The sequence below is a fragment of the Micromonospora cathayae genome (assembly GCF_028993575.1).
Classification (GTDB): Bacteria; Actinomycetota; Actinomycetes; order Mycobacteriales; family Micromonosporaceae; genus Micromonospora; species Micromonospora cathayae.
The window spans coordinates 2,801,180-2,813,505 of the sequence record NZ_CP118615.1; the positions used below are offsets into that span (position 1 = coordinate 2,801,180).

Here is a 12,326-nt window from a genome sequence, read left to right on the forward strand (position 1 = left end):
GCGATGAAGGAAGCGGCGGCTGGGGCGGCGGTACCGGCAGCGGCACCGGTGGCCGGGACGGCGTCGGTGGGCGGGGCGGTGCCGGTGGGCGGGGCGGGGTCGTCCGGTGTCGCGGCGGCCGGCCCGGTGACGAAGCCGACCGTGGACCCGGTCCTGTCCGGCACGCGCCGGGTCACGATCGTACGGGTGGGTGCCTTCGAGTCGGGGCTGTCGCTGCTCGACGGCGGGCGGCTGGCCGAGGTGGACGACGACCGTGGCCGGCAGGTGTTCGTGCCGACCCCGCTGGGCGCGGGGGAGTTCCTGGTCAAGTCGTACTACGGTGGCGGCACCGGGCAACCGGTGTGCTGGCAGGCGTACAACCCGGGCAACAGCCAGCCGCTGGTCGTACGGGGTGCCACCTGCCGGGCGGGCGACCCGGCCCAGCGGTTCGTCATCGCACCCGCCTCCGCCGGAGGTCTCCGCGAGTACCTGATCAGCAACCGGTGGGCGTACCTGCGCGACTCCGCGCGCTCCGGCCTGATCCTGGAGGAGCTGGGTGACGCCCCGCCGTTCAGCAGCTTCCGGTTCAACGACGTCGGACCGGCCCCGCGCCGGCGGTGACCCGGTCGGCGGTCCGGCCGGCGGTGTCCGGCCGGACCGCCGGCGTTGCGCGCGGTGCCGCGACTTCCAGGACCAACCAGGCGCGACTTCCAGGATCAACCAGGTCGGGTGGAGACTTCTTGCCGATGCGTGACGCTGCCGAGTTCGACGTCTTCTACTCCGCGTCCGCACACCGGGTGCTGGGACATCTGTATGTGATGATCGGCAACCGGGTCGAGGCGGAGGACGCGGTGGCGGAGGCGTACGCCCGCGCCTGGGACCGCTGGGCGGTGGTGCGGCAGTGCGACAGTCCGGAGGCGTGGGTGCGTCGGGTGGCGTACCGGGTGGCGGTGAGCGCGTGGCGTAAGACCGTCAACCGGATGCGGGCCCATCGGCGGGAGGCGACCGAACAGCGGGTCGACGCCGTCTCGGTCGATCATGTAGCGATCGTGGCCGCGCTGCGGCACATCTCCGCCGAGCAACGTCGGGCGGTGGTGCTGCACCACCTGGTCGGGCTGAGCGTGGCCGAGATCGCGGCGGAGGTCGGCGCCAACGAGAACACCGTCAAGACCCGGCTGGCCCGGGGGCGGCGGGCCCTCGCCACGCACCTGACCGAACCGGAGTACCACGGCGTGGACGAAAGGGCGCAGTCATGAGCTCCGACAACCAGCTCGACGACGCCCTGCGGGCGCTGGCCGGGCAGGGCGGGCGGGGGAGGGTCCCGGCCGCCGTGGACGTCCGGCGTCGCGGCGACACCCGCCGCCGGCGTCGACGGGCGGCCTCGGTCTCGCTCGCCGCCCTCGCCGTCGTGGTGCTCGGCGCGGGGGTCGCGCTGACCCGCCCTGACGACGCGCCGCCCACCATGCCGGTCGGCCCGGTGGCCCCGACCGCCGGCCCGGTCGCGTCACCCGGGCCGACCGACCGGTCACCCGGCTCGACCGGCCCGTCACCCGGCTCGACCGGCGGCGGCTCTCCGCCGCCCACCGGTTCGTCGAGCGCACCGACCGGATCGTCGAGCCCGCCGGCCGGCCCGTCGGGCGGTGATCGGCTGCTGTCCGGGCAGCGTCAGGTCACCATCGTGCGGGTGGGCGGGACGGGCGGGCTGTCGCTGCTCGACGACGGCCGGTTGGCGGAGGTCGACGGTGACGAGGGACGCCAACTGTTCGTGGTGGTGCCGCAGGGGCAGCCCGACACGTACCTGATCCGCACCGCCGAAACGGGCACCGACCCGACCGGCACCTGCTGGCACGTCCGTTCGTCGGGCAGCCAGCCGCTCCGGGTCGAGGCGGCCCCCTGCGCGCCGGACGAACCGCGGCAGCAGTTCACCGTCGTCCGTGACGGCGCGTCGACGTACGTCATCAGCAGTCACTCGGCCTACCTGCAGAACTCGCCGACCCGGGGGCTGATCCTCGAGGAGGCCGGCGACGCGCCGGTGACCACCCTGTTCCGGCTGGTCGACAACGGGCCCGCACCGGAATGACCGGCTCCGGCGGCGGTACCGGGGCCGGAGCCGCGGCGTGGTCCGGCCCGGCACCACCCGCCTGGTCCGACCACAATTATGTATAGACGACAGTAAATTAATAGTTGCGTCCGGTGCGGCCTGCGACCTACGCTTCGAGACGACATAACGCAACTGCGGGCAAGAGAGTGTGAGCGGGTGGCGGGAATCCCCGGCGGCACAAAAGGGGTGCCGGCGGGGTGCTTGTCGCCCGGAACGCGCGTGGGCCTTGTCGCCGTTCGTTGCCTTTTCCGGTCAGGAATCCGCTCACGGTCGAGCACGTCGGCATCGTCCCGTGCCTTCCGGCGTGTCGGCCGATGTTCGCCCGGTGGCCCGGCTGTCGCGCGCCGACGCCGGAGGCCGGCGGACATGTGCTGTGGGCGGCAGACGAAAGGAACGGTACGTGAGGCCAACCGTCTCCACCGCCCGAAGGTCACTGCTGGCAGCCGCGCTGCTCGCCGCCACCGTGCTGCCGGCAGTGATCGCGAACCAGACGCCGGCCTCGGCCGCCGTCCAGCAGACCTACCACGTCGCCCCGGACGGCGACGACGCCAACCCGGGCACTGTCCAGGCGCCGTTCAGAACCCTGCAACGTGCCCGGGACGTCGTGCGTACGGTCAACGCGAACATGACCGGCGACATCCAGGTGTACCTTCGGGGTGGACGGTATCCGGTGACCAGCACCATCGATTTCGGGGCGGCTGACTCCGGCACCAACGGCCACCGGGTGCTCTATTCCGCCTACCCCGGCGAGACCCCGGTTCTCGACGGTGGGGTGCAGGTGACCGGGTGGACCCAGCACGGCGGCAACATCTGGAAAGCGCCGCTGGACCGCGCCAACAAGCTGCGCGCGCTCTACGTCAACGACAAGCGGGCGTACCTGGCGTCGAAGACGATCAGTTCGGCGGGCTGCTACGGGACGTACACCATCACCGCCGGGCAGGCCGCGTGGGCCTGGGAGTCGGGGTCGCAGTGCGACGGCGCGAAGTACAGCCTCAACGACTTTCCCGCCGTCGCCCGCAACCACGACGACCTCGAGATCGAGACGGCGACCACCTGGACCACCGCCATCGTGGGCGTCCGCCAGGTGACCACGAGTTCCGACGGCGCGAACCGGGTGGCGCTGTTCCAGCAACCGGGTGCCGCCATCGCACAGGGCGCGTTCAACGGCAACGCCCAGCCGGGCGGCTCCCACAAGGTGATGAACGCCTACGAGTTCCTGGACGCGCCGGGCGAGTTCTACTTCGACAAGATCGCCCGGACCCTCTACTACTACAAGAGCAGCACGGAGAACATGTCGACCGCGACGGTCTACGCGCCGAACAACGTGACCACCGTGCTGCGGGTCGCCGGCAGCTCGACGAGCAGCCACGCGCGCAACATCACGTTCTCCGGGCTGACCGTCCAGCACTCCGACTGGAACCTGGTCAACGTCGCCGGCTCCGCCTTCAAGCAGGCCCAGCAGGGGAACCTCGGCGCGTTCGCGTACGCGAAGCGGAACTTCCACGACTACTACTACCGCAACGTCGACGTCACACCGGGCATCATCCAGATCGAGAACGCCGACGGGATCCTGCTGCACCGCAACCGGGTCCAGCACACCGGCGCCGACGGCATCAACATGGTCAACGACGTGCAGAACACCCAGCTGACCGGGAACCACACCAACGACATCGCCGGATCGGCCGTCACCGTCGGCCATCCCCAGCACGTGTACATCGGCGACCACACGTCGAGCAACCGGGAGAAGTGGTCCCCGCAGGTCGAGGGACTACCGAAGAACATCGAGATCAGGAACAACTACCTGTACGACAGCGCGGTGCTGTTCAACGGGCACAGCCCCATCTCGGCGTACTTCGTGGACACCCTGACCGTGCAGCGCAACCGGATCGAGAAGGCCCCGTGGTCCGGTATCACGCTGGGTTGGGGCTGGTGGAACTTCGACGGCTCGTCGGGCTCGATCGCGCCCAACCGGCCCACCACCACGGCGCGGAACAACACCATCAGCCACAACCACATCATCGACACGGTGCAGCGCCTCAGCGACACGGCCCCCATCTACACGCTGGGCAGCCAGCCGGGGACCACGATCACCGACAACTATCTCCAGGGCGTGCCGGCCGGTCACAAGTACGGCCTCCACCCGGACGAGGGCTCGGCGTACATCACCTTCCGGGACAACGTCCTGAGCGTGGACAAGAACATCACCTGGCTGCTCAACTCCGACGACTTCGGCCGCAAGCACGACCTGAGCGTCACGCAGACCCACGGGCCGATCAACAAGGTCTCCAACAAGAACCTGCCCAACAGCACCATCCACGACATCCTCGTCTCCTCCGACTACGTCTGGCCGGCCCCGGCGTACGGCATCGCCGCCAACTCCGGCCTGGAGGACGCGTTCCGGGACATCGTCCCGGCGGGCAACCTGTCCCTGCCGAACCACGTCCTGCCGGCCAGCACCTTCGTCAGCAGCGCGACGGCGACGATCCCGATCCGGAGCACCGGCGACGCGACCAGGACGGTCTGGCTGGCTCCCGCCGGCACGACCACCTTCACCGCCGGCCCGACGATGACCCGGGCCGGGGGCACCGCCACGTCCATCGCCGTGCCGACAGCCCAGGGCGAGTACCGGCTCTACGTCCTCGACGCGCAGGGCAACCGGTCCGCCGAGTCGGGCTCGCTCGTCCGGCAGCAGGGCACCGGCAGCGGCCAGCAGGGCGGCCGGCTGGTGGGCGGACAGTCCGGCCGCTGCGTCGAGGTGCCGAACTCCAGCACCACCAGCGGCACCCAGGTGCAGCTGTGGGACTGCGGCGGCGGCACCAACCAGCAGTGGACCCACACCGCCGGCAAGCAGCTGACCGTGTACGGCAACAAGTGTCTCGACGCGAACAACGCGGGCACGACCAACGGCACCACCGTCATCATCTGGGACTGCCACGGTGGACTCAACCAGCAGTGGAACCTGAACGCCAACGGCACCATCACCAACGTCCAGTCCGGACTCTGTGTCGACGCCAACGGCGCCGCCACCGCCAACGGCACGAAGATCATCCTGTGGTCGTGCAACGGCGGCACGAACCAGCAGTGGAGCCTGCGTAACTGACCGCACGTACCCGGGGCCGGGTCGGCCCGACCCGGCCCCGGGCCTGCCGCTGCGTGCCCGCGAGGCCCGGACCGGCCGGGTGGCGGTCGTCGCGCGCGGTGCCACCGGCCCTGCGCCCCAAGGTTGGGAGCGCGCCCAAGGCGGGTCACCGCCCCTATCCTTGGCGCGACGTACCGTCACACTCTGGGAGGGACTGATGAGGCAACGCGAGTTGTCCGGCAGTACGGGGATCCAGGTCAGCCAGCTCTGTCTCGGTGCCATGCCGTTCGGCACCGACGTCGACGAGGAGACCGCGTTCGCGATCCTGGACCGCTTCGTCGAGGCGGGTGGCACCACCATCGACACCGCGAACTGTTACTCGTTCTGGGTACCCGGCGGCGTCGGCGGTGAGAGCGAGACGGTGCTCGGCCGTTGGCTGTCCCGGCGGGGTGGCCGGGACGGCCTGGTGCTGGCGTCGAAGGTGGGCTCCGGGCCCGGGGCGCACGGCGGGGCCGAAGGGCTCGCCCCGGAGGTGATCCGTACGCAGCTCGCCGGCTCGCTCCAACGGCTCGGCGTGGACCACCTGGACCTGTACTACGCGCACCGGGAGGACCGCGACACCCCCGACGAGCAGACCCTGGCGGCGTTCCACGAGGCGGTGATCGAGGGAAAGGTCCGGACGCTGGGGGCCAGCAACCACGCCGCCTGGCGGCTGGCCGAGACCCGGGCGCTGGCCGAGGCGCGGGGCTGGACGCCCTACACGGTGGTGCAGCAGCGGTACTCGTACCTGTTGCCCCGTCCGGCGACGGCGTTGCCCGAGGGTGGGCACGTGCACGCCAGCGACGATCTGCTGGACCTGGTCCGCAGCCGGGGTCTGACCATGTTCGCGTACAGCACCCTGCTGTGGGGTTCGTACACCCGGCCGGACAGGCCGCTGCCGGAGCACTACCAGCACCCGGGCACCGAGCGTCGGCTCCAGGCGCTGCGGGAGGTGGCGGACGAACTGGGGGTCACCGTGAACCAGGTGGTGCTGAGCTGGCTGATCGGCGGGGACCCCGCCGTCGTGCCGATCGTCGGCGTCAGCTCGGTGGCCCAGCTCGACGAGGTCCTCGCCGCGGTCGACGTGGATCTGCCGGTCGAGCTGCGTAAGCGTCTCGACGAGACCTGCTGAACGGGGTCGTGCCGGCGACCGGGCAGGGGCATCCCCTGCCCGGTCGTGTGCCCGGCCAGGGCCCCGTTCCGCTCTCCACCCGTGCGGGAGCGGAACGGGCCCTGTGGCCGGGCCGGGCGGCGAGATCGACGACCCGCGACCGGCGAGCTGGTTCGTGCGGCGTCACCAGGTCAGCGGAAGGGTGTCGACGAACCGGGTGAGTGTGCCGGCGAGGAGCTGGTGGTCGCGGCGGGAGGGGTGCCAGTCGCAGCCGAGCTTGTCGAGGCCCAGAACGTTGTCGTCGAAGTAGAGCGACCGGATCCGGGTGTCGCCCCGCTCCGCCCGGGTCCGGACGATCTGCTGGACCGAGGTGGCGAGCGCCGTCGTGGGGGACAGGTCCGGGTAGGTGAGCACGATGAACGTGTCGGGGCCGTACCGGGTCCGCAGCTTGTCGAGAAAGGCCAGGTAGGCGCTCCGGAAGTCGGCGGCGAGCTGGTCGATGGTCGTCCACCGCTCGCCGGCGTTGAGGGCGGTGGAGAAGTCGTTGATGCCGAGGCCGACCACGACCAGCTGCGGTTTCCAGGTACCCGGGTTCGGCCATACCGTGCTGTCCGGGTGGGCCTGGAGGTCGGTCTCGTAGTAGGTGCGGAAGGTGTCCGTGCCCTGACCGTTGTAGTTGCGCACCATGCCGAGGCCGGACTGGGCGATGAGCTGGTAGTCGGCGTTCAGGCCCTGCGCGGTGAGGGCGCCGAAGGTGACGTCGGCGTTGCTGTTGCGGGCGATCCCGCCGGTGCCGGAGCAGTCCCGGGTCGTCGACATGTTGCCGTAACCGGCGGTCCAGGAGTCACCGAGGAACTCGATCTGTCGGCTGCGGGCGGCGGGTTTGGTCAGGATCGCGCCGCCGGGGGCGGCGACGAGGCCACCGAACTCGCCCGCGGTCCACGGGCTCTCGGTCCGCTTGACGAGTCGTACGGTGTGGTCGCCGTCGGCGAGGTCCCGGACCCAGTAGGTGGTCCGACCCGGGGTGACCAGGGTGGCGACGGTGGTGCCGTCGATCTGGACGGTGTAGTCGTTCTGGGAGTCGTCGAGGACGATCCCGACGCCGGTGCCGCGGAAACGGCCCTCGAAGTAGACGCCGGGCCACGTGTACCGGACGTTGTCGCCTACCGTCGTGACCCGGCCCACCGTGCTCACCTGACCCGGCCCCCCGGTGGGTGGCGGGGTGGTGGGTGGCGGAGTGGTGGGCGGTGCGGTGGTGGGTGGCACCGGGCCGTGGCACGGCACGCCGTTCAGCGCGAAGTCGGTCGGTACCGGGTTCGACGGGTTGTGCCACGAGCCGACGAAACCGAACTGGGTGCCGGCCCCGGTGTTCATGGTGCCGTTCCAGCTGGCGTTGGTGACCGTGACCTGGCCGGCGGACTGGGTCACCGTGCCGCCCCACAGCTGCCCGATCACCTGCCCGGCGGCGAACGACCAGGTCAACCGCCAACTGGTGAGCGGATCGCCGAGGTTGGTGAGTCCCACGTCCACGCCGAAGCCGCCCGGCCACTGGCTCGTCACCGTGTAGCTGACCCGACAGCCGGCGGCGGCCTGTGCGGAGACGGCGGTGGTGAGTGTGGCGGCGACGGCAGCGGCGGTGAACACCGACACCGCCGACCGGAACCGGAAACGGGTGGGTGGCATCCGTAGTCCTCCGAGGACCGCCGCGAGGGCCGCCGGCCGTCGTACGGATCGTTTCGCCGTCTTCGTTTGCGCGTCGGTGGCGAACGGGTCGGTGGTGGCGGCCACCGGGGTGGCGGCCGTACGTCCGGAGGGCGAGGTTCGCACTGGTGTACTCCCGTGGAGTCGGCGCGCTGCTCGGTGACGCTGCGGAGCGCGTCGCCCGAGGGCCCGTACGCGTCCGGGTCACACCAGGATCGACGGGTGTCCACCGGTGGAGGTCGGCGTCGTCCTCGTCGATGCGCTGGCAGCGGGGTGTGCTGTCCGTTGGCGTGGTGCGCCACCGACGGCTCGTAACGGTTCTCGGCGCACGTGTTTCGGTCTGTAGCCAGCCCGGCTCCGGGTCGGATTATTCCGCACGGCTTTTACGTGCGTCAATCTATCCTGGTGCTCGTCGGCCCGGCTCCGGGAGGCCCGGGTCCCGTGTTCTGCGACGACGTCAGGCTGCTGGACGGTGACCAGCCGAGCGAGAACCCCGACGCAGCACCGGGTGCGCTGCGCCGCTCGGCCCGCGATCGAGAACCAACGATACGGACGATGTCGGCAGGCCGCGTCGACCAGCACAATCCGCGGATGGACTCCTGGTTGACGACGGTCGGGTTGCCGGTCGCGCTCGGCATCGTCATGCTCGGCCTCGGGCTGGGCCTCACCATCGGTGACTTTCGGCGGGTGGCGGCGTATCCGAGGCTGGTGCTCATCGCCCTCGGCTGCCAGGTGGTGCTGCTGCCGGCGATCTGCTTCGGTCTGGTCCTGCTCTTCGGGCTCAGGCCCGAGCTGGCCGTCGGCATGATGCTGCTCGCCGCCTCACCCGGCGGAACCACCGCGAACCTCTACAGCCATCTCTTCGGCGGCCACGTCGCCGTCAACGTCACGCTCACCGCGGTCAACTCGGTGCTCGCCGTGTTCACCCTGCCCGTGGTGGTGAACCTGTCGGCGGATCACTTCCTGGGCGACGCGGCACCGATCGGGCTCCAGTTCGGCAAGGTGCTCCAGGTCTTCGCGATCGTGCTGGTGCCGGTCGCCCTCGGGATGGCCCTGCGGTCGCGCTTCCCCGGGTTCGCCGACCGGCTCGGCCGACCGGTGAAGATCCTCTCGGTGGTGGTGCTGGTCGCGGTGATCCTCGGGGCGGTGCTCAAGGAACGGGCCAACCTCGCCGACTACTTCCTCGCGGTCGGCGCGGTGGTGCTGGTCTTCAACGTGATCAGCCTGCTGGTCGGGTACGGCATGCCGAGGCTGGCCGGGGTCGGTCGGCGCGAGTCCATCGCCGCAGGCATGGAGATCGGCATCCACAACAGCACGTTGGCCATCACCATCGCCATCAGCCCTGCGCTGCTGGACAGCACCGAGATCGCGGTCCCGGCCGCTGTCTACGGCATCGTCATGTTCTTCACCGCCGCCGTCTTCGGCTACCTGGTCAGCCGGGGACGTGACCCGGTCGGGGCCGGCCGGGGCCGGACCGCGTGAGCCGGACACCGGCGAGGTGGTCGTTCGGGCCGCTCGGTCGAGGCGGAACCCGGGCGAGGTACGGGCGGCTGGTCGCTCGCGCAGGCCAGCGCGCCAGGTACGCCTATGATCAGGGCCGCGGGCAGGTCCCGTCCTGATCCACCACGCTGGTGCAACTGGCACACCTGAACGAAGGACGCACATGGCCCGCCCCTACAGTCCCGGACCGAAGCCGTTCGTCTTCACTGTCGGTGACGGCAACGACCAACAGGTCTCGGTGGGCGATCCTCAGGCGGCCTACGAAGCGTTCGCTGCGTTCTTCCGGGGTCGAGAGTCCGACACCTACGCCATCGAGGACGAAGCGGCGGGGCAGAAACTGGTGCTCATGCCCCGTCTGGGGGTGATCTCCCGGATCAAGGACGGGGACCAATCCCGGTCGGAGCACCTCAAGGTCGAGCGGGCCAACCGCTACCTCACGGGCGCGATGCTGTTCTTCGAGAACGGATATGCCGGCCTCGACTACTTCGGCCAGTGGTTCTCCGACCTCGCCGACCTCGACGCGTCGCCGGAGACGCGCGGTGCCGCCCGTGCCGCCACCTTCACGACGGAGGCAGCGGCAATCCACGAAGTCGGCCGGATCTGGGCGAATTCCGGCATCGTCGACCCGAGCGACCAGTACCACGTCTTCTTCGACTCGCATGACGTCGACCGTGACCGCGCCGAACGAGCCGAACTCCTCCAGCTGATCGCCTTCCTCGGGCTCGAACGCGTCGACGCCCCGGCCGGGGCCGCCGGGGGCGAAGTCTGGGTGCGTGCCGACCCGCGCCTCGACGCCGAGTATGAGCGGTGGTCGTGAACAGACGCATGAGAGACGTCGTTTTCACCCGGAGCGGCAACGGCTGGATCCCGGACGTGATCCGCGAGGACGGCGAACTGAAACTGATGCTCGCCGCCGGGGCCGACGCCAACCATGAGCCCCGCACGTTCACGTTCCCGATCGGGGACGCCCATCTTGCGGTGATCCGGGAGGACCTGGCTCGACACCTGCTGCTGTGGAGTGCGGTCCTTCCGCTGTGCGATGACGCCGGAACCCGGGGCCGGCTCGACGAGAACGCTGCCGTCGCGCTCCTGGACCCGGTCCTGCTCTCCTCGCCCGCGGACGTCGACGCGCTCTTCCGGCGCATCCGGTGGGACCGGAACCGGCTCGTCGCCCATGGTGCCGACATCGATCTGCTTGAGCGCGGTCAGGTCTGCGCGGCGATGCGTGCGGCGACGGAGGGGGCGGACGAGAAACGTGCTCAGGAGTACCACGCGGACCGCCGTCGCGCCGAGCGCGAGGTGGTTCTCGGGCCCCTCGACGCTGGGATCCTGAGGTACACCGGCCAGTATCTGCATGGCGCGACCATTCCCAGGCGGCTGCCCGACGCCGTCGACCCCGCACTGCTGCCCCAGGTCCTGCGCGTGATCGCCACCGCGGAGCAGGCGTGCGCCGGGATGCGGATCGGCCTCGATCCTCGGCGCGGGAACCGGGCCACCGACAAGCGTGACTGGGATCGGATGGCGGCGACGGTCGACGCGGCCGTGCGCCACGCACACCCCGAACTCGTCGACGACGCGGTGCGTACGGTGAGCTTCCTGATGTGCTCGGAGGCTGTGGACCGCTCCCGGAGCATGCCCGTGGACGACGCCGAGGAGACTGCCGACGACCACGCCGGCCCCGGCGCGGGTTCGGGAAAGACGGCCCTGTCGTTCACCGATGACAAGGGCGGCGAGAAGAAGTGGCTACGGGACGGTTCCCGTACCGCCTCCGCCGTGTTCTGGGAGTTCGTCGCCGACCGCTCCGCCGCCGACAACGAAGTGTTCACCATCGAGGACGAGGAACTGGGCGAGGGGATCCAGCTGCACTTCTACGCGGACTCCATCGCCCGGATCACGACGGTGCGACCCGGGGAAGCCGGGTCGGATCCGCAGTACCAGGTCGAGTACAGCCTGGTCGACGGGATCGGCGGGTACCGGAACCTGGTGAGCGCCTTCGTCCGTGGCGGCTGCGCCGCACTCGAACAGCACGGTCCCTGGATGTCGGACGTCGCCGAGTTCGAGCGCGCGCGTCGGCGGCGCGACGCCCGGTAGCCCCGGAGGAAACCACGCCCGCGCCGTTCTGCCGGACGAAGCACGTCACGATGGCCTGCTGCCGGCTCCTCAGGCACCTGATAGGTGAGTACGCCGGCGACGGGCCGGGGCACTTAGGCGCGAGGCCGGTGTCGGTCGCGGTGTCGGCGGTTCTGGGGGTGGCTCTGTGTGAATTGGAGCCGCCCCGGCTTCCGGTGGTGCTGGGATCGCCCCTGAGCGGATTTCGTCCGCGCTCGCATCGACGACGCCGGCGGTGGGTGGAGCAACGGGCTCCGGGTCTGGGCACGGGGATCCTCAGCCTGAGCTGTATCAGTGAGTGACGCGCCTTGGACACTCCATCTACTCCCCGGGTCGGAGCCTTCTCGTTTCCGCGCCGCTGGTGACGACCGGCGGCACCTGAGTTGCCGAGCCAGTTGCGTGGCTCGTCCTCACCGCCCGTCTTCCGGGTCGAGCCCGGCGATCGCGACCAGGTCTTCCGCGGGGATCCTAAGGACCTCAGGGATGTGGGAGAGCACGCTCCGATGTGGATTCATGTAGCCGCTGCGGAGCCCCATGATCGTGGCCATCGACAGGCCGCTCCCCTTGGCCATCTCCGTTACGGAGATGCCGCGCAAGTCCATCATCCTGCTGAAGACAGATCCGAAAGGGTGCGGTTCCGGCTTCCCTGTGTCTGTGGAGCTCGGACCGATGACCATGTCACCAAGCTTGTAGCGACGCTCGGGGCA

General features: G+C 70.2%; 10 protein-coding genes. 8 read left to right on the top strand and 2 right to left on the bottom strand.

Translation table 11 applies throughout. The features are described from left to right. Positions 1 to 3 precede the first annotated feature (3 nt). The 5 genes from PVK37_RS13020 to PVK37_RS13040 all read left to right on the top strand — a co-directional run bounded on the left by PVK37_RS13020 (position 4) and on the right by PVK37_RS13040 (position 6,330). Complete coding sequence (locus PVK37_RS13020) at positions 4 to 600, top strand: hypothetical protein (RefSeq protein ID WP_275034175.1); 597 nt, start codon at positions 4 to 6, stop codon at positions 598 to 600. A gap of 125 nt (positions 601 to 725) precedes the next feature. Beyond that, positions 726 to 1,235 carry an RNA polymerase sigma factor gene (locus tag PVK37_RS13025; protein ID WP_275034176.1) on the top strand — a complete coding sequence of 170 codons (510 nt, stop codon included), beginning with the start codon at positions 726 to 728 and terminating at the stop codon, positions 1,233 to 1,235. Then, on the top strand, positions 1,232 to 2,059 hold the full coding sequence (locus tag PVK37_RS13030) for a hypothetical protein (protein WP_275034177.1): 828 nt from the start codon (positions 1,232 to 1,234) through the stop codon (positions 2,057 to 2,059). The genes PVK37_RS13025 and PVK37_RS13030 overlap by 4 nt, the downstream gene beginning before the upstream one ends. 421 nt (positions 2,060 to 2,480) lie before the next feature. Next, a complete protein-coding gene (locus tag PVK37_RS13035; RefSeq protein WP_275034178.1) occupies positions 2,481 to 5,180 on the top strand; it encodes an RICIN domain-containing protein in 2,700 nt (899 codons plus the stop codon). Between the two features lie 196 nt (positions 5,181 to 5,376). Continuing rightward, positions 5,377 to 6,330, top strand: coding sequence for an aldo/keto reductase (locus PVK37_RS13040; protein WP_275034179.1), 954 nt, complete (start codon positions 5,377 to 5,379; stop codon positions 6,328 to 6,330). A 162-nt stretch (positions 6,331 to 6,492) separates the two neighbouring features. Here the strand turns inward: PVK37_RS13040 and PVK37_RS13045 are convergent, their stop codons facing one another. Beyond that, positions 6,493 to 7,992 carry a cellulose binding domain-containing protein gene (locus PVK37_RS13045; protein WP_275034180.1) on the bottom strand — a complete coding sequence of 500 codons (1,500 nt, stop codon included), beginning with the start codon at positions 7,990 to 7,992 and terminating at the stop codon, positions 6,493 to 6,495. A 609-nt stretch (positions 7,993 to 8,601) separates the two neighbouring features. On the opposite strand from PVK37_RS13045, the gene PVK37_RS13050 reads away from it, so the two are divergent. The 3 genes from PVK37_RS13050 to PVK37_RS13060 all read left to right on the top strand — a co-directional run bounded on the left by PVK37_RS13050 (position 8,602) and on the right by PVK37_RS13060 (position 11,601). Next, positions 8,602 to 9,492, top strand: a complete 891-nt coding sequence (locus tag PVK37_RS13050; RefSeq protein ID WP_275034181.1) for a bile acid:sodium symporter family protein — start codon at positions 8,602 to 8,604, stop codon at positions 9,490 to 9,492. 181 nt (positions 9,493 to 9,673) lie between these two features. Further along, complete coding sequence (locus tag PVK37_RS13055) at positions 9,674 to 10,327, top strand: DUF6357 family protein (RefSeq protein WP_275034182.1); 654 nt, start codon at positions 9,674 to 9,676, stop codon at positions 10,325 to 10,327. Beyond that, positions 10,324 to 11,601: a DUF6357 family protein gene (locus PVK37_RS13060; RefSeq protein ID WP_275034183.1), complete on the top strand. Its 1,278-nt coding sequence runs from the start codon at positions 10,324 to 10,326 to the stop codon at positions 11,599 to 11,601. The genes PVK37_RS13055 and PVK37_RS13060 overlap by 4 nt, the downstream gene beginning before the upstream one ends. A 428-nt stretch (positions 11,602 to 12,029) precedes the next feature. Here PVK37_RS13060 and PVK37_RS13065 read toward each other — a convergent pair whose 3' ends face one another. Beyond that, positions 12,030 to 12,224: a helix-turn-helix domain-containing protein gene (locus tag PVK37_RS13065; RefSeq protein WP_275034184.1), complete on the bottom strand. Its 195-nt coding sequence runs from the start codon at positions 12,222 to 12,224 to the stop codon at positions 12,030 to 12,032. Positions 12,225 to 12,326 lie beyond the last annotated feature (102 nt).